This window comes from Rhodococcus mengyinensis (assembly GCF_048381435.1).
GTDB classification, from domain to species: Bacteria; Actinomycetota; Actinomycetes; order Mycobacteriales; family Mycobacteriaceae; genus Rhodococcus_F; species Rhodococcus_F opacus_D.
Genome location: NZ_JBLWIT010000133.1, coordinates 96,010 through 118,035, shown reverse-complemented (window position 1 = coordinate 118,035; position 22,026 = coordinate 96,010). Strand labels below are relative to the sequence as shown.

The window sequence follows — 22,026 nt, the reverse complement described above, 5'->3', positions numbered from 1 at the left end:
GCCCCTCCGCGTTACCCGTAGTGGCTGGTCAGACCGTGAAGCCGAGCGCGCGCAACTGCTCGCGGCCGTCCTCGGTGATCTTGTCGGGGCCCCACGGCGGGAGCCACACCCAGTTGATCTTCAGTTCGTTGCACAAACCGCTGCGCACGAGCGCGCCCCGCGACTGGTCCTCGATGACATCGGTCAGCGGGCACGCCGCCGACGTGAGCGTCATGTCGAGGGTCACGACGTCCTCTTCCTCGGTGATTCCGTACACGAGACCGAGGTCGACGACGTTGATGCCGAGTTCGGGGTCCACGACGTCACGCATCGCCTCCTCGAGCTCCTCGAGGCGTTTCGGGTCGGTAATCGCACCCGACGCGGCAGTGGCGGTCTCGCCGCCGTGGTCGGCCGTCGCCTGCTCCGGTACGGCCGTGGCGTCCGCCTCCGGCGTCTGCGTCTCGCTCATGATGCCTGTCCTCCGATTCGAGCTGGTTCGCCGTCTTCTGTCGGAACGGCCGAATCCCGTTCGTCCACGACCCGGTCGTCCACTATCTGAACAACCGCGTCCTTGAATGCCATCCATCCCAGCAGCGCGCATTTCACGCGAGCCGGGTACTTCGAGACGCCGACGAAGGCGATGCCGTCCCCGAGGACGTCCTCGTCCCCCTCGACGGTACCGCGGCTGCTGACCATCTCGTTGAATGCGGCAACGGTCTGCAGGGCCTGGTCGACGGGCATCCCGACCACCTGATCGGTGAGCACCGACGTCGACGCCTGGCTGATGGAGCAGCCCTGGCCGTCGTACGACACATCCACGACGGTGCCGTCGTCGGCGAGCTGCACGCGCAGCGTCACTTCGTCACCGCACGTGGGATTGACGTGGTGGACTTCGGCGCCGAACGGTTCGCGCAGACCGCGGCCGTGGGGATGCTTGTAGTGGTCCAGGATCACTTCCTGGTACATCTGTTCCATTCTCATGCAGGAACCTCCCCGAAGAACTCCTGTGCGCGCCGCACCGCCGCCGCAAGTGCGTCGATCTCGTCGACCGTGTTGTACAGCGCGAACGACGCCCTCGCCGTGGCCGCGACACCGAAATGACGGTGCAGGGGCCAGGCGCAGTGGTGGCCGACGCGGATGGCGACCCCCTCGTCGTCGAGGATCTGACCGAGATCGTGTGCGTGGATTCCGTCGACCACGAACGACACGGCCCCGCCGCGGTCCTCGGCGGTCGTGGGTCCGATGATGCGCACACCGTCGATGGCACCGAGCGCCGCCAGTGCCGCCTCGACCAGGGTGTGCTCGTGCGCCGCGACCGCGTCCATCCCGATCTCCTCGAGATACCGGACCGCTGCGCCGAGTCCGACCACCTGCGACGTCATCGGAACGCCCGCCTCGAACCGCTGCGGCGGCGGCGCATAGGTGGTGCGTTCCATCGTGACGGTCTCGATCATCGAACCACCGGTGATGAACGGCGGCATCGCGTTCAGCAGTTCGCGGCGCCCGTACAGGACACCCACGCCGGACGGGCCGAGCATCTTGTGCCCCGAGAAGGCCGCGTAGTCCACGCCGAGCGCGTGGAAGTCCACCGCCATGTGCGGGACGGACTGGCACGCGTCGAGTACCACCAGCGCGCCGACCGCGCGGGCGCGACGCACCAATTCCTCGACGGGTGCCACCGCCCCGGTCACGTTGGACTGGTGGGTGAACGCCACGACCTTGACGGCGTCGGTCAGCTCGAGCGAATCGAGATCGATCCGGCCGTCGTCGGTGACGCCGTACCAGCGCAACGTCGCGCCGGTGCTGCGCGCGAGCTCCTGCCACGGCACGAGATTGGCGTGATGCTCGAGTTCGGTGATGACGATCTCGTCGCCGGGGCCGAGGTGCCGCTCGAAGCGGTCGTCGCCGAGGACGTGAGTGACGAGATTCAGCGATTCCGTCGCGTTCTTGGTGAACACGAGTTCGTCGCTGTCGGCACCGACGAACGCGGCGATCGCCGCACGCGCATTCTCGTACGCGTCGGTGGCCTCTTCGGCGAGCTGGTGAGCGCCCCGGTGCACGGCCGCGTTACAGGTGGTGAGGAACTCCCTCTCGGCGTCGAGCACCTGGTTCGGGCGCTGTGACGTCGCGCCCGAATCGAGGTACACCAGCGGTTTTCCGTCGCGGACCGTACGCGCCAGGATCGGGAAGTCCTCCCGGATCCGGGTGACGTCGAATACGCGCACCGAGGTGGTCATCTGCGTTTATGCTCCTTGCGTTGCTGCAGCCTGGGTGAAGCGCTCGTAGCCCTTCGCCTCGAGCTCGTCGGCCAGTTCCGGTCCGCCCGACTCGACGACACGACCGCCGACGAACACGTGGACGTATTCCGGCTTGATGTACCGGAGGATGCGCGTGTAGTGCGTGATCAGCAGGATTCCGCCGTGCTCGCGTTCCTTGTACTTGTTCACGCCCTCGGAGACGACGCGCAGGGCGTCGACGTCGAGACCGGAGTCGGTCTCGTCGAGGATCGCGATTTTCGGCTTCAGGAGACCGAGCTGCAGGATCTCGTGGCGTTTCTTCTCACCGCCGGAGAATCCTTCGTTGACACTGCGCTCGCCGAACGAGGGGTCGATGTCCAGCTCGGTCAGCGCTTCCTTGACTTCCTTCACCCAGTGACGGAGCTTCGGGGCCTCGCCACGGACTGCGGTGGCCGCGGTGCGCAGGAAGTTGGACATCGAGACGCCGGGGACCTCGACCGGGTACTGCATTGCGAGGAACAGTCCGGCGCGGGCACGCTCGTCGACGCTCATCTCGAGGACGTTCTCACCGTTGAGGGTGATGGAGCCCGAGGTGATCTGGTACTTGGGGTGACCCGCGATGGCGTACGACAGCGTCGACTTGCCGGACCCGTTGGGTCCCATGATCGCGTGGGTCTCGCCGGAACGAACCGTCAGATTCACACCCTTGAGGATGTTGATCGGGTCGGCGTTCTCGTCGGTGTTCGCGACGTCGACGTGCAGGTCCTTGATTTCCAGGACCGAGGTTTCGGGGGTGGAAGCGTCAGGGGTAGACATTGTGATCCTTCGAAGAAATGGGAAGTAGTGGTCCGGCGGCGCGGGTCACACGCCGACTGCGGCGAGTTCGGCCTCGACAGCAGCCTCGAGGCGCTCGCGAATCTCGGCGACGGCGATCTTGTTGATGATCTCGTGGAAGAACCCGCGCACGACGAGTCGCCGTGCCGCGTCCTCGGGGATTCCGCGGGCGCGCAGGTAGAACAACTGCTCGTCGTCGAATCGTCCCGTGGCGCTGGCGTGGCCTGCACCCACGATCTCACCCGTCTCGATCTCGAGGTTCGGAACCGAGTCGGCGCGTGCACCGTCCGTCAGGACGAGGTTGCGGTTCAGCTCGAACGTGTCGGTGCCTTCGGCCGCGGCGCGGATCAGCACGTCGCCGATCCACACGGTGTGGGCGTCGGGCTTTCCCGAATTCGGATCACCCTGCAGGGCGCCCTTGTAGACCACGTTGGACTTGCAGTGCGGCTGCGAGTGATCCACCAGCAGTCGCTGCTCGAAGTGCTGTCCGGCGTCGGCGAAGTACAGGCCGAGCAGTTCGGCGTCGCCGCCGGGGCCGTCGTACTTGACGGTCGCGGACAGGCGGACGAGGTCGCCGCCGAGACTGATCGCGTTGTGGCGGAGCACCGCGTCACGGCCCAGCCGCGCGTGATGCGACGCGACGTGCACGGCGTCGTCGGCCCAGTCCTGGACGGCGACCACGGTGAGGCGGGCGCTGTCGCCGAGAACGAATTCGACGTTCTCGGCGAACGTGCCGCTGCCGCGCTGGTCGATGACGACGGTCGCCTTCGCGAAGGCGTCGAGCCGAATCTGCAGGTGCCCGAAGGCGACCTTGTCCTCGCCCGGGCCGGTGACCGTGATGTTGATCGTCTCGGCGACCTCGACCTCACGGCCGACCGTCACGACGGTGGCCGTCTCGAAACCCGAGTAGGCCTGTGCGGCCACCCGGTCGGCGGGCACGCCGGCCTTGCCCAGCCGGTCGTCGTCACGCCCGACGGTCTCGACCTGGACGGAGTCCGGACCGGCGACGTCGACGGTGACCGTGCCGTTCGCGACGGCCGTTCCGTCGTGCAGTCCGCGGAGTCGGCGCAGCGGGGTGAACCTCCAGACCTCGTCGCGACCACCCGGGATCTCGAAGGCGTTGACGTCGAACGAGGTGAAGACCTCACCCTTGTTCTTGATCGGCGAGCCGGTGGCGGTCCGCGCTATCCGCGGATTCTCGCCTGCGACGGCTCCCGCGACTCCGAGATTCTGGACACCAGTTTCTGGCGTGGTCACTAACCCACCGCCCCTTCCATCTGCAGTTCGATCAGGCGGTTCAGTTCCAGGGCGTACTCCATCGGGAGTTCCTTGGCGATCGGCTCGACGAAGCCGCGCACGACCGTGGCCATGGCCTCGTCTTCGGTGAGCCCGCGGCTCATCAGGTAGAACAGCTGGTCGTCGCTCACCTTCGAAACGGTGGCCTCATGGCCCATGGTCACGTCGTCCTCGCGGATGTCGACGTACGGGTAAGTGTCCGAGCGGCTGATCTGATCGACCAGCAGCGCGTCACACTTGACCGTCGACTTGGAACCGTGAGCACCCTTGTTGACCTGGACGAGTCCGCGGTAGGACGCGCGTCCGCCGCCACGTGCCACCGACTTGCTGATGATCGTCGACGACGTGTACGGCGCGAGGTGCAGCATCTTGGCACCGGTGTCCTGGTGCTGTCCCTCACCGGCGAATGCCACGGAGAGAACCTCGCCGCGGGCGTGCTCGCCCATCATCCAGACGGCCGGGTACTTCATGGTGACCTTCGACCCGATGTTGCCGTCGATCCACTCCATGGATCCGCCGGCCTCGACCTTGGTGCGCTTGGTGACCAGGTTGTAGACGTTGTTCGACCAGTTCTGGATGGTCGTGTAGCGGCAGTGGCCGCCCTTCTTCACGATGATCTCGACGACCGCGGAGTGCAGGGAGTCCGATTTGTAGATCGGCGCCGTGCAGCCCTCGACGTAGTGCACCGAGGCACCCTCGTCGACGATGATCAGGGTCCGCTCGAACTGGCCCATGTTCTCCGTGTTGATGCGGAAGTAGGCCTGCAGCGGGATGTCGACGTGCACACCCGGCGGGACGTAGATGAAGGAGCCACCCGACCACACCGCGGTGTTCAGCGCGGAGAACTTGTTGTCGCCGGCCGGGATGACCGTGCCGAAGTACTCCCGGAACAGCTCGGGGTGCTGCTTCAGGCCCGTGTCGGTGTCGAGGAAGATCACGCCCTGCGCCTCGAGGTCCTCACGGATCGAGTGGTACACCACCTCGGACTCGTACTGAGCCGCGACACCGGCGACGAGGCGCTGCTTCTCGGCCTCGGGGATGCCCAGCTTGTCGTACGTGTTCTTGATGTCCTCGGGCAGGTCTTCCCAGCTCTCGGCCTGCTTCTCGCTCGAGCGCACGAAGTACTTGATGTTGTCGAAGTCGATGCCCTCGAGGTTCGAACCCCAGTTCGGCATCGGCTTCTTGTCGAAGGTCTTCAGCGCGCGCAGGCGGATGTCGAGCATCCAGTCCGGCTCGCTCTTCTTCGCCGAGATGTCGCGCACGACGTCTTCGGACAGACCGCGCTGCGCACTGGCACCGGCCTCGTCGGAATCGGACCAGCCGTACCCGTAATGCCCGAGTGACGCGATGGTCTCTTCCTGCGTGAGCGGCTCGGCGTTGGCCGACGCAGTGGATGTCACCTGGTCTGATGTGACGGTCATGCGAGCTCCTTCCGGAGTCTTGTTACGAGACCGGCGAGGGCTGGTCGCCGGTGGAGAACAGGTTGCTGACTAGGGGATCTATCGGGAAATCGTTGTTATTTGGGACCGGACGGGGGGACGAGTGGAACGTGGGTGGTGCATGCGCAGTCGCCGTTCGCGATGGTCGCGAGCCGCTGGACGTGGGTGCCGAGCAGTTGGGCGAACGCTTCCTGCTCGGCTTCGCACAGTTCCGGGAACTCCTCGGCCACGTGCGAGACCGGGCAGTGGTGCTGGCAGATCTGCACGCCGTTGCCCACCGGGCGCGTCGACGCCGCGAATCCCGCAGTGGTGAACGCGTCGGCGATGGCGTCGGCGGTGGTCTCGAGGCCCTCGGCGCTCTGATCGTCTGCCGGGGTCACGTTTCCGACGATCGCCTGGACTCGGCGACGAGCGAAATCGGTGATCGCGGCGTCTCCCCCGACCTCCCGCAATTGACGCATGGCCGCACCGGCGAGGTCGTCGTACGCGTGTCCGAGCCTGCCGCGGCCCTTGGCGGTGATCTGGAAGTATTTGGCGGGTCGTCCTCGTCCGCGGTGACGCACGGCGACGGAGGACGCCTCGCGCGCCTCACCGGAGTCCAGGAGTGCGTCGAGGTGCCGGCGGACACCGGCGGCACTGAGGCCGAGGCGGGTTCCGATTTCCGATGCGGTGATCGGCCCCTCCTCGAGGAGGAGCTTCACGACGGCAGCGCGGGTGTGGCCTTCGTGGCCGACGGCGACGGGTGACGCGGTTCCGACAGGCGCCGCCGAGGAAGGCGCGTGAACTGCGCTTTCCTTCGTTGCACGTGGTGTCGTTTCCGTTTTCACAACACCAGTGTGACGGAATTCGGATCGCAGGTCTACTAAGGGTGCCCTGCCTTACACCTGTGATTATGTGCCGCCCGGGCCCGGGAATACTGGCCGAACCGGTTGTGTTCGGCGCACCGCTACGCTGCCTGTGTGCCGCAGACCCCCGAGAACCCGGAGCCGACCCGCGCGGAGCCGACCTTCACGGCTCGCGCCGCTCTCCGACATCCGGCCGAGCTCGCCCGCCGGGCGCTGGGCATCGACGGCCGCTCCCCGCGCCCCTCGGTGGCGGCCGCGTTGCACGGCGACGAGCCGGAAACCGCGGGGCTGAACGAACAGGAAACCGCGCAGCTCCGCGGGATCCGCCGGTTCGGTGCGACCGGAACCGTCCTGATGGCGGTGGGTGCGCTGGGCGCAGGCGCCCAGCCGGTACTGCAGAACCCGGTCCAGGGGCTTCGCGTCATCGGGCTTCCCGCCCGGATCCCCAGCGTCGCGTTGACGCTCACCATGACCGGCACCGTGATGATCGTGCTCGCGTGGCTACTCCTCGGGCGCTTCGCGATCGGCAGCCTGCAGTCCGGGGCCGTGCGTCGCCTCAACCGGTCTCAGCTCGACCGCACCCTGCTGCTGTGGATCATCCCGCTGTCCGTCGCGCCGCCGATGTTCAGCAAGGACGTGTACTCGTACCTCGCGCAGAGCGAGATCGCGGCCCGCGGGCTCGATCCCTACGCGATCGGTCCCGCCGGTGCGCTCGGGGTCGATCACGTCCTGACCCGGACCGTGCCGACGATCTGGCGCGACACCCCGGCGCCGTACGGGCCGCTGTTCCTCTGGATGGGGCGTGGAATCAGCTGGCTGACCGGCGAGAACATCGTCGCGGGGATCTTCCTGCACCGGCTGCTGGCCCTCGCCGGTGTGGCGATGATCGTGTGGGCACTCCCCCGGCTGGCGCGGCGCTGCGGTGTCGCCGAGGTCAGCGCCCTCTGGCTGGGCGCCGCCAACCCCCTGCTGCTGTTCCACCTGGTCGCCGGAATTCACAACGAGGCTCTGATGCTCGGCCTCATGCTGGCCGGGATCGAGCTGGCGCTGCGGGCCGTCGAACGATCGGAGCCGATCCGCGGGCAATCTCTCCTCCTCCTGCTGTCGGGGGCGGCACTCATCGCCCTGTCGTCGACGATCAAGATCCCCTCCCTCCTCGCGCTGGGATTCGTCGGGATGGCGCTCGCCCGGAGATGGGGCGGAACCCCGAAAGCGGTGCTCACCGCGGCCGCCCTGCTCGGCGGGGTGGCCCTGGTGGTCACCCTCGCCATCAGCACGTCCAGCGGACTCGGCATCGGCTGGGTACACACCCTCGGCACTGCGAACGCGGTCCGCAGTTGGATGTCCATCCCCACGCTCCTCGGGCTGGGCACCGGACTGGCCGGGGTCCTGCTGGGCCTCGGCGACCACACGACGGCGGTGCTGAGCCTGACCCGGCCGATCGCGGCCGTCGCTGCGGCGTTCATCACACTGCGGATGCTCGTCGCCACGCTCGTCGGCCGCATCCACGCGGTCGGCGCGCTGGGGCTGTCCCTCGGCGCGGTCGTCCTCCTCTTTCCCGTGGTGCAGCCCTGGTATCTGCTGTGGGCGGTCCTGCCGCTCGCCGCCTGGGCCACGGCACCCGCGTTCCGCGTCCCCGCCATCGTCTTCTCGTCCATCGTCAGCGTCATCCTGATGCCGAACGGCGGCGAGTACCAGCCGTTCGTCATCGTGCAGGCCGCCATCGCCACCATCTTCACAGCCGGAACGCTGATCGTGATCACCCGCAACCGGCTGCCGTGGCGGGTCGGTTCGGAGCAGCAGCCGACCGTGCCGGACACCCAATATCCGCCCCGGGACGACGCCGACGCGGAAAGCCGGGGCACCGGCCGGGTCACACCAGGCCAGGGCTTACGCTGATTCCCCGTGACCTCGCGAACGCCCGGATCGGCGCAACCTGCTGTACGCCTGGAAGGCGTGGTGAAGACCTTCGACGGTGTGAGGGCCGTCGACGGACTCGATCTCACCGTCGAACCTGCACAGGTGGTCGCGTTGCTCGGTCCCAACGGCGCGGGTAAGACGACCACAGTCGAAATGTGTGAGGGCTTCGTCCGCCCGGACAGCGGCACCGTCCGCGTCCTCGGACTCGACCCCGTCGCGGATGCCGGCGCCGTCCGGGCCCGGATCGGTGTGATGCTCCAGGGCGGCGGCGCCTACCCCGGTTCCCGCGCCGGAGAAATGCTCGACCTCGTCGCCGCCTACTCGGCCGACCCCCTCGACCCCGACTGGTTGCTGCGCAGCCTCGGACTCGAGGATTCCCGTCGCACCCCCTACCGCAGGCTGTCGGGCGGGCAACAGCAGCGCCTGTCCCTGGCCTGCGCGCTGGTCGGCAGGCCGGAACTGGTCTTCCTCGACGAACCCACCGCCGGACTCGACGCCCAGGCCCGCCTGCTCGTGTGGGAACTGATCGACGCCCTGCGCCGCGACGGCGTCAGTGTGCTGCTGACGACGCACCTGATGGACGAGGCCGAGGAGCTCGCGGACCGGCTCGTCATCATCGACCACGGGTCGATCGTCGCGGCGGGCACGCCCGCCGAGGTCACCAGCCGCGGCGCCGAGGGCCAGTTGCGGCTCAGCGCGCCCGCCGGTCTGGACACCGAGCCCCTCGCGAGAGCCCTCCCCGACGGTTTCCGGGTGGCCGAGTCCGGACCGGGCACCTACCTCGTCGAAGGGCCGATCGATCCGAAGGTGGTGGCGTCGGTCGCGTCGTGGTGCGCCGATCTGGATGCCCTGATCAGCGATATCCGCGTCGACCAGCGCAGCCTCGAGGACGTCTTCCTCGAACTCACCGGCCGGGAACTGAGGGGATGACGATGAGCACCAGCGACCGTCTGACGGAGAATCGTTTCGCCCCGGGCACGTTCGCGCCCGACCCCCGCCCGAGTGGCGCGGCGGTCATGTTGCGGGCCCAGACCGCGCTCGAACTCAAACTGCTCCTGCGCAACGGCGAACAGCTGCTGCTGACCATGTTCATCCCGATCACACTGCTGATCGGCCTGTGTCTGCTGCCCATCGGCGACCTCGGAACGTCGCGGGTCGACAAGGTGGTCCCCGCCGTCATGATGGTGGCGGTGATGTCCACCGCGTTCACCGGCCAGGCCATCGCGGTCGGCTTCGACCGCCGGTACGGGGCGCTCAAGCGGCTCGGCGCCACCCCCCTGCCGACGTGGGGAATCATCGCCGGGAAGAGCGCCGCCGTGGTCATCGTCGTCGCCCTGCAGTCGGTGCTCCTCGGTTCGATCGGGCTGGCGCTCGGCTGGCGTCCGAGTGCGTGGGGACTGGTTCTCGGCGCCGTGATCATCGCCCTGGGCACCGTGACGTTCGCGGCGATGGGACTGCTGCTCGGCGGCACCCTCCGTGCCGACATCGTCCTCGCGCTGGCCAACATCCTGTGGTTCGTCATGGTCGGCGTCGGCAGCGTGGTGTTCGCCACCGGCGAGCTGCCCTGGCTCCTCCACACCGGGGCCCGGCTGATCCCGTCCGGTGCGCTCGCGCACGCGCTCGACGCCGCACTGTCGGGGTCGGTGGATCTGCTCAGCGTCGTGGTCCTCGTCGTCTGGGGTGCGGCCGCGGGAGCCCTGGCGGCCCGGACGTTCCGATTCACGTGATCCGCCGTCCCGCAGCCGGGCGCGCCCGCAGCGTCGGCACCGTTCTGGCAGTCCTGCTCGCCGTCCTCGGCTGCGGCACCCTGCCCGCGGGCGCCGCACCGCAGTGGGGTCCGCCCGCCGCGCCGAACCCGTTCCTCGGACCCGCCGGCACGTCCACGATGCACGGCGACGCGGGGTCCACCGACGTGACTCCGCTGCCCGGTCCCGGGACCGGCCCGTTCACCCTGTCCGCGTACCCGCTGGTGTCGGCGTGCCCGACCCTCCTGCAGGGTTCCGACCGGCTCGTCGTCGCCTTGTGCACGTCCGTGGCCGGCCAGGTCCCGACCGTTCACCTCATCGATCCCGCCGCCCCCGCGGCCCCGTTCGGCAGCTCGCTCGCCACGTTCGCGCTGGCGAAGGGCAGCCTCCTGGGCGGCGTGTACGCGTTCCTCGACAACGACAACCGGCTGGTCGTGGTGGACGGCAACCGTCAGCTACTGCGCCTCGGACATTCGCAGGATCCCGAAGGCCGCTGGCGGATCACCGTCGACTCGCGCGTCGACCTGTCCGGCAGTGTTCCGCCGGGTGACACCGTGACCGGACTGACACCGGACTGGCAGGGCAACGTCTGGTTCGCCACGGGTGGCGGTGTCGTCGGAGCCGTGGATCGCGCCGGCGTCGCGCATGCTCTGCCGTTGGCCGCGGGCGAACAGGTCCAGAACAGCATCTCCACCTCGCCCGCCGGCACCGCGGTCGCGACGACGCATGCCCTGTACCAGTTCACGTTCCGCGACGGGGCGGTGCGGGTGGATTGGCGGCGCGACTACGACCGCGGCCCGGACCGTAAGCCGGGGCAACTCAGCCACGGCACCGGATCCACCCCCACCTACTTCGGGCCGTCGACCGGCAGCGATTTCGTCGCGATCGTCGACAACGCCGACCCGCAGGTGAGTCTTCGGGTCTTCCGCGCCGATTCCGGTGACGAGATCTGCTCCCTTCCGGTGCTCGGCAGCCCGGGCGGCAGCGAGAACTCGCCGATCGGTATAGCCAATTCGGTGTATGTCGCGGGGACGTACGGCTACCCGTATCCCGCGGTTCCGGACGGCGCGGGCCCGGCGGTGCCGACGAACGCCCCGTTCACCGGCGGCATGACCCGTGTCGACATCGACCCGATCGGCTGCCACCAGGTGTGGAGCAACGACGTCCGCAGCGCCGCGGTACCCCATCTCTCGACCGGTGACGGGTTGCTGTACACCGTGATTCGTCACGGGTTCGACGTCACCACGCCCCTGGACGGCTTCTCGTTCGCGGTGATCGATCCGGCGGACGGTTCGGTCGAGCACACCAGCCCACTCCCCGGCACCGCGGTCAACGACACTCTGCAGATGTCCGGACTCGTCACCGACACCGGCGACTTCTGGCAGGGCACGGTCACCGGCATCCTGCGGATTCGCGGCGAGTAGCACGGAGTCGAGCGCGCCGCCACCGGCCCAACGACACGCTGTAGTTGACGGCCCTCTACCATCGACGTCGTGCTGTATCGCGGGTTTCTGAGCCTGGTAGACCGTCTCCCCCTTCCGTCGCTGACCGTGCAGCGTGTCATCGCGTTCGCGGTGATCCTCACGCAGGGCGGTATCGCCGTCACCGGGGCCGTCGTGCGGGTGACCGCATCCGGCCTCGGGTGCCCCACCTGGCCGCAGTGCTTCCCCGGCAGTTTCGTGCCGGTCGGGCACGGCGAGGTCGCCGTCGTCCATCAGGCGGTCGAGTTCGGCAACCGGTTGCTCACGTTCGTCGTCGTCGTGGCCGCGGCTCTGATCGTTCTCGCGGTCACCCGCGCCCGCCGTCGTCGAGAGGTCCTCGTCTACGCGTGGATGATGCCTCTCGGCACCGTCGTGCAGGCCGTCATCGGCGGTGTCACGGTGCTCACCGGACTGCTGTGGTGGACGGTGGCGGTACACCTGCTCGCGTCGATGGCGATGGTGTGGCTGGCGACCGTGATGTACGCGAAGATCTGCGAACCCGACGACGCGCCGGCGATCGACGTGATCCCCGCCCCGCTGCGGTGGCTCACCGCGCTGTCGGGTGTCGCGCTGGCCGGGGTGCTCGCCGCCGGAACGCTGGTCACGGGCGCCGGACCGCACGCGGGAGACAAGAGTCTCGACCGCGTGGTTCCGCGCCTCGAGGTGGAGATCGTCACGCTCGTGCACCTGCATGCCCAGCTGCTGGTGGGCTACCTGGCGTTGCTGGTCGGCCTGTGCTTCGGCCTGTACGCCGTGGGCGCCACCCGCGCGGTGAAGATCCGCGTGCAGGTTCTGCTCGCACTGGTGGTGGCACAGGCGCTGGTCGGACTCGTCCAGTTCTTCACGGACGTTCCCGCGGCCCTGGTGGCAGTCCATGTCGCGGGTGCCGGGCTGTGCACCGCGGCCACCGCGGCGGTATGGGCTGCGGGACGCACCCGCGAGTACGTCACGCAGCCGGACACCGCGAGCGTCTAGCGCTCGTTGCGCGCCTTCGGGAACCGCGTCTGCCGCGCGACCCAGCCGGCCATCTTCTGGAAGTGACCCTTGCGGGGCGTGACGATGCTGGTGATCGCGCGATCCCACTCCGAGACGGTGACGTCGTCGAAGGATGCGACGACGGCGTTCGCGGTGGCGAGATCCTTGACCACCTGGTCACCGAGGATGCCGTCGGCTCCGACGAGCGTGATGCGGACGCCGGCGAGTCCGATCGGCTGGATGACGGCACTGGCGGAACCGCCGTGCTCGGCCACGAACTTCTTGATCGCGTCGACCGTGTGGGACGGCAGCGAGGGCGCCGGGCTCGCGGGCGCCTGATCCGCGTGGGTGTCGGTACTCATGACCCCGAGAATACTGGGCGGTAGCGGCGTCGTGTCCGCCAGGCTCCGATCGGCGACACTCGCCGTGTAGAACTGAATCCATGCGCGCTATACAGGTTTCCCGTCTCGGTGGTCCCGACGTCCTCGAACCGGCGGAGGTTCCCGAACCCCGGATCGGAGCGACGGATCTTCTGGTTCGCACCGAGGCGATCGGCATCAACTTCATCGACACCTACTTCCGGACGGGGCTGTACCCGCGGCCGTTGCCCTACATTCCCGGAGACGAGGGCTCCGGAGTCGTGGAGGCCGTCGGCGGCGACGTGACCGGTATCGCTCCCGGTGACCGGGTGGCGTGGTGCTCCGCCCCCGGCAGTTACGCCGAGAAGGTGGTCGTCCCCGCGGCGGCCGCGATCACCGTCCCCGACTCCGTGCCCGCCCCGCAGGCCGCTTCCGCTCTGCTGCAGGGAATGACCGCCCACTACCTGGCCCACTCGACCTACCCGATCCAGTCCGGCGACACCGTCCTCGTCCACGCCGGAGCGGGCGGAGTCGGTCTGCTGCTGACCCAGATGGCGACCACGCTGGGCGCGCGGGTGATCACCACCGTGTCCTCCGACGCCAAGGAACAATTGTCCCGTGACGCCGGCGCACACGAGGTGCTGCGATACGACGACGACGTCGCCGCCCGGGTGCGTGAACTGACCGACGGCGAAGGCGTCGCAGCCGCCTACGACGGTGTCGGCGCGTCCACGTTCGAGGCCAGTCTCGCGTCGGTGCGGATCCGTGGGACGGTCGCGTTGTTCGGTGCGGCCAGTGGCCCGGTGCCGCCGTTCGATCCGCAACGGCTGAATCCGGCCGGTTCGGTGTTCCTCACCCGGCCGACACTCGCGCACCACATCCGCAACCGTGAGGAACTGACGTGGCGGGCGGGAGACGTGTTCTCCGCCTTGGCCGACGGTTCGCTGACGGTCCGGGTGGGCGCGGAGTACCCGCTCGAGCGGGCCGAGGACGCGCACCGCGACCTCGAGGCGCGTGCGACGACGGGATCGATCGTGCTGGTGCCCTGACGCGGAGCGTCAACTCAGGCCCTGACGCGGAGCGTCAACTGAGGACCTGACGCGGAAGGTCAGCTCAGCAGGCTGCCGACGGTCTGCAGTCCGAGCACGGAGTCGACGGCGAGACCGACGAAGACGATGGCCAGATAGTTGTTGGACTGCAGGAACAGGCGGAGCGGTTTCACGGCCGCTCCGCCGCGGACGCTGCGGTACAGCTGGTGGGCCATCAGCAGGAACCAGGCGCCCGCGACGAGGGTCACGGCGGCATAGACGACGCCCGCGGCGGGGACGAGCGCGAGGGACGTGATCACCATCGCCCAGCTGTACAGCAGGATCTGCTTTGTGACGTGCTCCTCGGTGGCGATCACCGGCAGCATCGGGACACCGGCCGCCTTGTAGTCCTCCTTGTACCGCATGGCGAGGGCCCACGTGTGCGGCGGCGTCCAGAAGAAGATGACCAGGAACAGCACGATGGGCTGCCAGCTCAGCGACCCGGTGACTGCCGACCAGCCGACCATGACGGGCATGCAGCCCGCGGCGCCGCCCCAGACCACGTTCTGCCAGGTCCGGCGTTTGAGCACCATCGTGTATACGAGCACGTAGAACGCGATGGTCAGGACGACCAGGCAGCCGGCGAGCAGGTTGGCCCGCCACCACAGCCACAGGAACGACGCGACACCGAGAGTCATGCCGAACACGAACGCGTGGGACGTCGGCACCGCGTCGCGGGCCAGCGGCCGGCGGGCGGTGCGTTTCATGACCTTGTCGATGTCGGCGTCGACGACGCAGTTGAGCGAGTTCGCGCTCGCCGCGCCCATCCATCCGCCGAACAGCGTGCTGAGGATCAGCGCGATGTCGACGTTGCCGCGGTCCGCCAGCAGCATCGCGGGGATGGTGGCGACCAGCAGCAGCTCGATCACCCGCGGCTTGGTCAATGCGATGTAGGCCAGGACCTTGCCCGTGACGCGACCCAGCACCGTACCGGTGTCGGTCGCGCGGGGGGCGGGGCTGGGGCTGCCGAAGCCGTGTCCGCTCGGCTGATGCCCTGTCCGCACGTTCTCTCCTCGCACCACGCGTAATTCCACATCCGAATGCCGGCGACTGCTCCCGAAGTCCTTCGCGACGGCCGGCCGTCTACTACAAACGATGGTAGACCGCCGCAATGCGCGAACCGAATCGACCCGGATACGACCGCACACTAGGCTGGAGTCGCACAAGAGGCCCACGCATCCTCAGGCTCCACGTTCACCCATGTCAGGAGACTTCTGCCCGTGTCGATCACAGACGACATCCACGTCCTCACGCAACCGGTTCACCCCGCCGACTGGACCGACCTGGACACCAAGGCCGTCGACACCATCCGGGTGCTCGCCGCGGACGCGGTGCAGAAGGTCGGGAACGGCCACCCCGGCACGGCCATGAGCCTGGCCCCCCTCGCCTACACCCTCTTCCAGCGCGTCATGCGCCACGACCCCACCGACGCCGACTGGATCGGCCGCGACCGGTTCGTGCTGTCCTGCGGGCACTCCAGCCTCACCCTCTACATCCAGCTGTACCTCGCCGGCTACGGTCTCGAACTCGACGACCTGGAGGCGCTGCGCACCTGGGGCTCGAAGACCCCCGGCCACCCCGAACACGGCCACACCCGCGGTGTCGAGATCACCACCGGACCGCTCGGTCAGGGCCTCGCCTCCGCGGTGGGCATGGCGATGGCCGCCCGCCGTGAGCGCGGCCTCTTCGACCCCGAGCCCGCCCTCGGCGACAGCCCGTTCGACCACCACATCTACGTCATCGCCTCCGACGGCGACATCGAGGAAGGCGTCACCTCCGAGGCCTCCTCCATCGCCGGAGTGCAGCAGCTCGGCAACCTCACGCTGATCTACGACGACAACAAGATCTCCATCGAGGACGACACCGCCATCGCGCTGTCGGAGGACACCGCCGCCCGCTACGAGGCGTACGGCTGGCACGTGCAGATCGTCGAGGGTGGCGAGAACGTCGTCGCCATCGAAGAGGCCCTGAACAAGGCCCGCGAGGTCACCGACAAGCCGTCGCTGATCCTGCTCCGCACGATCATCGGCTTCCCCGCCCCGACCAAGATGAACACGGGCGCGGCGCACGGCGCCGCCCTCGGTGCCGACGAGGTCGCGGCCGTGAAGAAGGCTCTCGGCTTCGATCCGGACAAGACGTTCGAGGTCGCCGACGAGGTCATCGCCCACACCCGCAAGGTCGTCGAGCGCGGCGCGCAGGCACACAAGGAGTGGCAGGCCCAGTACGACGAGTGGACGCAGCGCGCCCCCGAGGGTAAGAAGCTCCTCGACCGTCTGATCGGCCGCGACCTTCCCGCCGGCTGGGCCGACGTGCTCCCCACCTGGGAGCCGGATCCCAAGGGCGTCGCGACCCGCAAGGCGTCCGCCGCCGTTCTGAACGCCGTCGGACCGGTGCTCCCCGAACTGTGGGGCGGCTCCGCCGACCTCGCCGAGAGCAACAACACCACCATCAAGGGTGCCGATTCCTTCGGTCCCGAGGCCATCTCCACCCGGATGTGGACGGCCCAGCCCTATGGCCGCACCCTGCACTTCGGGGTCCGCGAACACGCCATGGGCTCGATCCTCAACGGCATCGCGCTGCACGGACCGACCCGACCGTACGGCGGCACCTTCCTCGTCTTCAGCGACTACATGCGTCCCGCCGTGCGGCTCGCCGCGATCATGAAGACCCCGGTCACCTACGTGTGGACGCACGACTCCATCGGACTCGGTGAGGACGGGCCCACCCACCAGCCGATCGAGCACCTCGCCGCGCTGCGCGCGATCCCCGGCCTGTACGTCGTGCGGCCTGGCGACGCCAACGAGACCGCCCACGCCTGGCGCGCCGTCCTCGAGAAGGGCGCCGACGAAGCCACCCGCGCTCCCGCCGGCCTCGCCCTGACCCGCCAGGACCTGCCCGTCCTCGAGGGCACCAGCTACGAGGGTGTCTCCCGCGGCGGTTACGTCCTCGCCGACGCCTCCACCGGGGCACCGGAGGTCGTGCTCATCGGCACCGGGTCCGAGCTGCAGCTCGCCGTCGCCGCCCGCGAGACCCTCGAGGCCGACGGCATCCCCACCCGGGTGGTGTCCATGCCCTGCGTCGAATGGTTCGACGCCCAGGACCAGGCCTACCGCGACGGTGTCCTCCCCCCGACGGTCAAGGCTCGGGTCTCCGTCGAAGCCGGCATCTCCATGCCCTGGTACCGCTTCGTCGGCGACGCGGGCGAAATCGTCTCCATCGAGCACTTCGGCGCGTCCGCCGACTACAAGACCCTGTTCCGCGAGTTCGGTTTCACCGCCGAAGCCGTCACCGCCGCCGCACAGCGCTCACTCGCACGCGTGAAGGGATAGACCGCCATGACTCAGAACCCCAACCTCCAGAAGCTCTCCGAAGCAGGCGTGTCGGTGTGGCTCGACGACCTCTCCCGTGACCGCATCGAGTCCGGCAACCTCGCCGAGCTCGTCGCGACCAAGTCCGTCGTCGGTGTCACCACCAACCCGTCGATCTTCCAGGCCGCACTGAGCAAGGGCCACGTCTACGACGCACAGGTTCGGGAGCTCGCCGAGCGCGGCGCCGACGTCGAGGCCACCATCCGCACGGTGACCACCGACGACGTGCGCGCCGCCTGCGACGTCCTCGCCCCGCAGTTCGAGGCGAGCCACGGCGTCGACGGCCGGGTGTCCATCGAGGTCGACCCGCGCCTCGCGCACGACGCCGACAAGACGGTCGCGCAGGCCGTCGAACTGTGGAAGATCGTCGACCGCCCCAACCTGTTCATCAAGATCCCGGCCACCGAGGCCGGTATCCCGGCCATCGCCAAGGTGCTCGGCGAGGGCATCAGCGTCAACGTCACGCTGATCTTCTCCGTGGAACGCTACGAACTCGTCATGGGCGCCTACCTGGACGGCCTCGAGGCCGCGAAGGCGGCCGGTCACGACCTGTCCCGCATCCACTCGGTGGCCTCGTTCTTCGTCTCCCGCGTCGACACGGAGATCGACAAGCGGCTCGACAAGATCGGCACCCCCGAGGCTCTCGAGCTGCGCGGCAAGGCGGCGCTCGCCAACGCCCGCCTCGCGTACGCCGCGTACCAGCAGATCTTCGAGGTGCAGCCGCGGTTCCAGGGTCTGCTGCCTGACGGTGCCCGCCCGCAGCGCCCGCTGTGGGCGTCGACCGGAGTCAAGAACCCCGACTATCCCGACACCCTGTACGTCTCCGAACTGGTGGCTCCGAACACCGTGAACACGATGCCCGAGAAGACCCTCGACGCGTTCGCCGATCACGGTGAGGTCGCCGGCGACACGGTCTCCGGCACCGCGGTCGAGTCGCAGGAGGTGTTCGACAAGCTCAGCGCCGTCGGCATCGATCTCACCGACGTGTTCAAGGTCCTCGAGGACGAGGGCGTCGACAAGTTCGAGGTGTCCTGGACCGAGCTCCTGGAGGCCACCGCGGAGCAGTTGCGCGCAGCAGGGCAGAAGAGCTGATACGTGAGCGAGCCCGCAGCGTCAGACGATTGGGTCAATCCACTCCGCGACGGTAGGGACAAGCGCCTACCACGCATCGCCGGGCCGTGTGCGCTGGTGATCTTCGGTGTCACCGGCGACCTGGCCCGGCGCAAGTTGATGCCCGCCATCTACGATCTGGCCAATCGTGGTCTGCTGCCGCCCGGGTTCGCTCTCGTCGGGTTCGCCCGCAGGGATTGGTCGGACGAGGACTTCGGCAAGATCGTCCACGATGCCGTCCGCGACCATTCCCGCACCCCGTTCCGGGAGGACGTCTGGGAGCGACTATCGGAGGGCCTGCGTTTCGTCAAGGGCACCTTCGACGACCCGGCGGCCTTCCAGGAACTGGCCAACACTCTCGGGACGCTGGAACGCGAACGCGGGACCGGCGGCAATCACGGGTTCTATCTCGCGATTCCGCCGGACGCGTTCCCGGTCGTCCTGAAGCAGCTGTCCGAGGCCGGTCTCGCGCAGTCGAACGACGACCAGTGGCGTCGGGTGGTCATCGAGAAGCCGTTCGGTCACGACCTCGAGAGCGCACGTGAGCTCAACGCGGTCGTGAACGAGGTCTTCCCGGAGGACACGGTCTTCCGGATCGACCACTACCTCGGCAAGGAAACCGTCCAGAACATCCTGGCGTTGCGCTTCGCGAACCAGTTGTTCGATCCGATCTGGAACGCCCACTACGTGGATCACGTCCAGATCACCATGGCCGAGGACATCGGTCTCGGTGGACGCGCCGGGTACTACGACGGCATCGGGGCGGCACGCGACGTCATCCAGAATCACCTGCTGCAACTCCTCGCGTTCACCGCGATGGAGGAGCCGATCAGCTTCGAACCGTCCGAGTTGCAGGCGGAGAAGATCAAGGTGCTCTCCGCCACCAGGCTCGCCCAGCCGCTCGACGAGACCACCGCGCGCGGCCAGTACGCGGGCGGCTGGCAGGGCGGTACCCGGGTGGTCGGTCTGCTGGAGGAGGAAGGGTTCTCGAAGGACTCGACCACGGAGACGTTCGCGGCGATCACCCTCGAGGTCGACACCCGCCGCTGGGCGGGGGTGCCGTTCTACCTCCGCACCGGGAAGCGGCTCGGACGTCGGGTCACCGAGATCGCCGTGATCTTCAAGCGCGCACCCCATCTGCCGTTCGATCAGACCATGACCGAGGAACTGGGGCAGAACGCCCTCGTCATCCGGGTGCAGCCGGACGAGGGTGTGACCATGAGGTTCGGGTCCAAGGTGCCGGGGTCGAGCATGGAAGTCCGCGACGTCAACATGGACTTCAGCTACGGTCAGGCGTTCACGGAGTCGTCGCCCGAGGCGTACGAGCGCCTCATCCTCGACGTGCTCCTCGGTGAGCCCTCGCTGTTCCCCGTGAACGCCGAGGTGGAACTGTCCTGGGAAATCCTCGACCCCGTGCTCGAGCACTGGGCCGCGGACGGCAGGCCGGAACCGTACGAGGCCGGCACGTGGGGCCCGCCGTCGGCAGACGAAATGATGCACCGCACCGGTCGCGAATGGAGAAGGCCGTAGATGATCACCGACATTCCCGCGACCACCACCGGACAGGTCAACAAGAAACTGGTGGAGCTGCGCAAGACGGGCGGCGCGGTGACCCTGGGACGAGTACTCACGCTGGTGGTGTGCACCCGCGACAGTGAGTACTCGGAGGACATCATCGACGCCGCCAACGAGGCGAGCCGGGAGCATCCGTGCCGCGTCATCGTCGTCGCCTGGGGGTCCCGTGACGCGGAACCCCGCCTGGATGCGCAGATCCGCGTCGGCGGCGACGCCGGCGCGTCGGAGGTCGTCGTGCTCCGCCTCTTCGGCGAACTCGCCGACCACGAGAGCAGCGTGGTGGTGCCGTTCCTCCTCCCCGACACTCCCGTGGTCGTGTGGTGGCCGGAGACCGCCCCGGAGGTTCCCGCCGAGGATCCGGTGGGCAAGCTCGCGATCCGACGGATCACCGACGCGACCGATCGCGCGGATCCAGCCGCGGAGATCAAGAGCCGCCTGGCGTCGTACTCGTCCGGTGACTCGGACCTGGCCTGGAGTCGCATCACCTACTGGCGTGCGCTCCTGACCTCGGCCGTCGACCAGCCGCCGCACTCGCCGATCACGTCGGCGGTGGTGTCCGGACTGGTGGACGAACCCGCCGTCGACATGATCGCGGGGTGGTTGGCGAGCCGCGTCGACGTCCCGGTCACCCGGCGGGTCGGCCCGTTGTTCGTGGAGATCAACTTCGCCGACGGTGGTGCGTTGACCATCAGCCGCCCCCAGACGGGTACCACGGCGACGCTGTCGCGCACCGGCAAGCCCGATGCGCGGGTCGCGCTCCGCAGGCGGGAAACGAGCGAGTGCCTGGCCGAAGAACTACGCAGGCTCGACCCCGACGAGGTCTACGAGACCGCACTCGCCGGGCTGACGAAGGTGACGTATGAGTGACATCCACGTAGAGGTCCACCCCGACACCGACACGCTGGTGACGAAGGCCGCGGAGCGGTTCGTCGACACCGTCGTCGCCGCCCAGAAGGACCGCGGCACGGCGTCGGTGGTCCTCACCGGCGGCGGCACCGGGATCGGCCTGCTCGAGAAGGTCCGGGAGAACCCGGGCGACATCGACTGGCGTGCGATCGACATCTTCTGGGGTGACGAGCGGTTCCTGCCGGCCGGTGACCCGGAACGCAACGACGTGCAGGCGCGGGCCGCGCTGCTCGACCACGTCGACGTCGATCCCGACCGGGTGCACACCATGCCCGTCGCGGACGGCATCTACGAGAACGATCCGGAGGCGGCCGCCGTCGCGTACGCGCAGGTACTCGGGGCGCACGCCGGCGGCAAGCAGGTCCCGGTGTTCGATGTCCACCTGCTCGGCATGGGCGGTGAGGGACACGTCAATTCGCTGTTCCCCGACACCGACGCGGTCCGCGAGGAGCACCGGTTCGTGGTCGCGGTGACGGACTCCCCCAAGCCGCCGCCGGTGCGGGTCACGCTGACCCTGCCCGCCGTCCGGCACGCCGACGAGGTGTGGCTGGTCGTGTCGGGTGACGCGAAGGCCGAGGCCGTGGCCGCCGCCATCGCGGGCGCTCCCCCCGTCGAGATCCCGGCGTCCGGGGCCCGCGGGCTGTCGGCGACCCGGTGGCTGCTCGACACGTCGGCCGCGTCCCGGCTGCCGAACTGACGCCCTCATCCGACGGGGTCCTCGTCGTCGTCCGCCGGTAACCCGGCGGGCGACCGAGGGTCCCGCTCGACCGGTGACCGGGTGACCCGGCATTCGGGGACGATCCGACCGGCACGACGGGGGCTTGCCGTGCTCGTCCCCCGCCGTCCGATTCCCCCGCGCCAATGGTCCG

At 68.6% G+C, this 22,026-nt stretch carries 20 protein-coding genes; 11 read left to right on the top strand and 9 right to left on the bottom strand.

The features are described from left to right. Window positions 1-28 precede the first annotated feature (28 nt). From ACNJ7E_RS31660 to ACNJ7E_RS31630, 7 genes are all read right to left on the bottom strand, one after another. Window positions 29-448 (bottom strand): metal-sulfur cluster assembly factor, encoded by a 420-nt coding sequence (locus tag ACNJ7E_RS31660; protein ID WP_280782148.1) that lies wholly within the window; start codon window positions 446-448, stop codon window positions 29-31. After that, window positions 445-960, bottom strand: a complete 516-nt coding sequence (sufU, locus tag ACNJ7E_RS31655; RefSeq protein ID WP_280782149.1) for a Fe-S cluster assembly sulfur transfer protein SufU — start codon at window positions 958-960, stop codon at window positions 445-447. The genes ACNJ7E_RS31660 and sufU overlap by 4 nt, the downstream gene beginning before the upstream one ends. Beyond that, a complete protein-coding gene (locus ACNJ7E_RS31650) occupies window positions 957-2,216 on the bottom strand; it encodes a cysteine desulfurase (RefSeq protein WP_105418540.1) in 1,260 nt (419 codons plus the stop codon). The genes sufU and ACNJ7E_RS31650 overlap by 4 nt, the downstream gene beginning before the upstream one ends. Window positions 2,217-2,222: 6 nt before the next feature. Further along, window positions 2,223-3,032, bottom strand: coding sequence for a Fe-S cluster assembly ATPase SufC (gene sufC / locus ACNJ7E_RS31645; protein WP_280782150.1), 810 nt, complete (start codon window positions 3,030-3,032; stop codon window positions 2,223-2,225). 45 nt (window positions 3,033-3,077) lie between these two features. Next, window positions 3,078-4,307: a Fe-S cluster assembly protein SufD gene (gene sufD / locus ACNJ7E_RS31640; RefSeq protein ID WP_280782151.1), complete on the bottom strand. Its 1,230-nt coding sequence runs from the start codon at window positions 4,305-4,307 to the stop codon at window positions 3,078-3,080. Next, window positions 4,307-5,767 carry a Fe-S cluster assembly protein SufB gene (gene sufB, locus ACNJ7E_RS31635; protein WP_009480461.1) on the bottom strand — a complete coding sequence of 487 codons (1,461 nt, stop codon included), beginning with the start codon at window positions 5,765-5,767 and terminating at the stop codon, window positions 4,307-4,309. Before sufB ends, sufD begins: the two co-directional genes overlap by 1 nt. 95 nt (window positions 5,768-5,862) lie before the next feature. After that, a complete protein-coding gene (locus ACNJ7E_RS31630) occupies window positions 5,863-6,612 on the bottom strand; it encodes a helix-turn-helix transcriptional regulator (protein WP_280782152.1) in 750 nt (249 codons plus the stop codon). 132 nt (window positions 6,613-6,744) lie between these two features. On the opposite strand from ACNJ7E_RS31630, the gene mptB reads away from it, so the two are divergent. The 5 genes from mptB to ACNJ7E_RS31605 all read left to right on the top strand — a co-directional run bounded on the left by mptB (window position 6,745) and on the right by ACNJ7E_RS31605 (window position 12,751). Beyond that, a complete protein-coding gene (gene mptB, locus ACNJ7E_RS31625; RefSeq protein ID WP_411194543.1) occupies window positions 6,745-8,529 on the top strand; it encodes a polyprenol phosphomannose-dependent alpha 1,6 mannosyltransferase MptB in 1,785 nt (594 codons plus the stop codon). Between the two features lie 6 nt (window positions 8,530-8,535). After that, window positions 8,536-9,480, top strand: a complete 945-nt coding sequence (locus ACNJ7E_RS31620) for an ABC transporter ATP-binding protein (RefSeq protein WP_037203409.1) — start codon at window positions 8,536-8,538, stop codon at window positions 9,478-9,480. Continuing rightward, a complete protein-coding gene (locus tag ACNJ7E_RS31615) occupies window positions 9,477-10,277 on the top strand; it encodes an ABC transporter permease (protein ID WP_105418530.1) in 801 nt (266 codons plus the stop codon). Before ACNJ7E_RS31620 ends, ACNJ7E_RS31615 begins: the two co-directional genes overlap by 4 nt. Next, window positions 10,274-11,719, top strand: coding sequence for a hypothetical protein (locus ACNJ7E_RS31610; RefSeq protein WP_418341777.1), 1,446 nt, complete (start codon window positions 10,274-10,276; stop codon window positions 11,717-11,719). Before ACNJ7E_RS31615 ends, ACNJ7E_RS31610 begins: the two co-directional genes overlap by 4 nt. 69 nt (window positions 11,720-11,788) lie before the next feature. Beyond that, window positions 11,789-12,751: a COX15/CtaA family protein gene (locus tag ACNJ7E_RS31605; RefSeq protein WP_283353660.1), complete on the top strand. Its 963-nt coding sequence runs from the start codon at window positions 11,789-11,791 to the stop codon at window positions 12,749-12,751. Here the strand turns inward: ACNJ7E_RS31605 and ACNJ7E_RS31600 are convergent. Further along, a complete protein-coding gene (locus ACNJ7E_RS31600) occupies window positions 12,748-13,113 on the bottom strand; it encodes a hypothetical protein (RefSeq protein WP_005565772.1) in 366 nt (121 codons plus the stop codon). The two genes, ACNJ7E_RS31605 and ACNJ7E_RS31600, sit on opposite strands and share 4 nt — an antisense overlap. Before the next feature lie 80 nt (window positions 13,114-13,193). Between ACNJ7E_RS31600 and ACNJ7E_RS31595 the strand changes: the two genes are divergently transcribed. Then, window positions 13,194-14,159 (top strand): quinone oxidoreductase family protein, encoded by a 966-nt coding sequence (locus ACNJ7E_RS31595; protein ID WP_283332357.1) that lies wholly within the window; start codon window positions 13,194-13,196, stop codon window positions 14,157-14,159. 59 nt (window positions 14,160-14,218) lie between these two features. On the opposite strand, the gene ACNJ7E_RS31590 is transcribed toward ACNJ7E_RS31595, so the two are convergent. Further along, entirely contained in the window at window positions 14,219-15,202 is a 984-nt protein-coding gene (locus ACNJ7E_RS31590; RefSeq protein WP_280782156.1) for a heme o synthase, read from the bottom strand. A 216-nt stretch (window positions 15,203-15,418) separates the two neighbouring features. On the opposite strand from ACNJ7E_RS31590, the gene tkt reads away from it, so the two are divergent. From tkt to pgl, 5 genes are read left to right on the top strand one after another with little or no spacing between them, the layout of a single operon-like run. Continuing rightward, window positions 15,419-17,527: a transketolase gene (tkt, locus tag ACNJ7E_RS31585; protein ID WP_317567311.1), complete on the top strand. Its 2,109-nt coding sequence runs from the start codon at window positions 15,419-15,421 to the stop codon at window positions 17,525-17,527. A gap of 6 nt (window positions 17,528-17,533) precedes the next feature. Further along, window positions 17,534-18,658, top strand: coding sequence for a transaldolase (gene tal / locus ACNJ7E_RS31580; RefSeq protein WP_280782158.1), 1,125 nt, complete (start codon window positions 17,534-17,536; stop codon window positions 18,656-18,658). Window positions 18,659-18,661: 3 nt separating this feature from the next. After that, window positions 18,662-20,206, top strand: a complete 1,545-nt coding sequence (gene zwf / locus ACNJ7E_RS31575; RefSeq protein ID WP_054248525.1) for a glucose-6-phosphate dehydrogenase — start codon at window positions 18,662-18,664, stop codon at window positions 20,204-20,206. Then, window positions 20,207-21,118: a glucose-6-phosphate dehydrogenase assembly protein OpcA gene (gene opcA, locus ACNJ7E_RS31570; protein WP_009480448.1), complete on the top strand. Its 912-nt coding sequence runs from the start codon at window positions 20,207-20,209 to the stop codon at window positions 21,116-21,118. It begins immediately after the preceding gene. Continuing rightward, a complete protein-coding gene (gene pgl, locus ACNJ7E_RS31565; protein ID WP_005564790.1) occupies window positions 21,111-21,854 on the top strand; it encodes a 6-phosphogluconolactonase in 744 nt (247 codons plus the stop codon). The genes opcA and pgl overlap by 8 nt, the downstream gene beginning before the upstream one ends. Window positions 21,855-22,026: the final 172 nt, after the last annotated feature.

What these genes read in the sequence shown, in the direction of transcription:
- ACNJ7E_RS31660 (WP_280782148.1), bottom strand. Translation starts at nt 448, where the DNA reads ATGAGCGAGACGCAGACGCCGGAGGCGGACGCCACGGCCGTACCGGAG.
- sufU (WP_280782149.1), bottom strand. Translation starts at nt 960, where the DNA reads ATGAGAATGGAACAGATGTACCAGGAAGTGATCCTGGACCACTACAAG.
- ACNJ7E_RS31650 (WP_105418540.1), bottom strand. Translation starts at nt 2,216, where the DNA reads ATGACCACCTCGGTGCGCGTATTCGACGTCACCCGGATCCGGGAGGAC.
- sufC (WP_280782150.1), bottom strand. Translation starts at nt 3,032, where the DNA reads ATGTCTACCCCTGACGCTTCCACCCCCGAAACCTCGGTCCTGGAAATC.
- sufB (WP_009480461.1), bottom strand. Translation starts at nt 5,767, where the DNA reads ATGACCGTCACATCAGACCAGGTGACATCCACTGCGTCGGCCAACGCC.
- ACNJ7E_RS31615 (WP_105418530.1), top strand. Translation starts at nt 9,477, where the DNA reads ATGACGATGAGCACCAGCGACCGTCTGACGGAGAATCGTTTCGCCCCG.
- ACNJ7E_RS31600 (WP_005565772.1), bottom strand. Translation starts at nt 13,113, where the DNA reads ATGAGTACCGACACCCACGCGGATCAGGCGCCCGCGAGCCCGGCGCCC.
- ACNJ7E_RS31595 (WP_283332357.1), top strand. Translation starts at nt 13,194, where the DNA reads ATGCGCGCTATACAGGTTTCCCGTCTCGGTGGTCCCGACGTCCTCGAA.
- tal (WP_280782158.1), top strand. Translation starts at nt 17,534, where the DNA reads ATGACTCAGAACCCCAACCTCCAGAAGCTCTCCGAAGCAGGCGTGTCG.
- opcA (WP_009480448.1), top strand. Translation starts at nt 20,207, where the DNA reads ATGATCACCGACATTCCCGCGACCACCACCGGACAGGTCAACAAGAAA.
- pgl (WP_005564790.1), top strand. Translation starts at nt 21,111, where the DNA reads ATGAGTGACATCCACGTAGAGGTCCACCCCGACACCGACACGCTGGTG.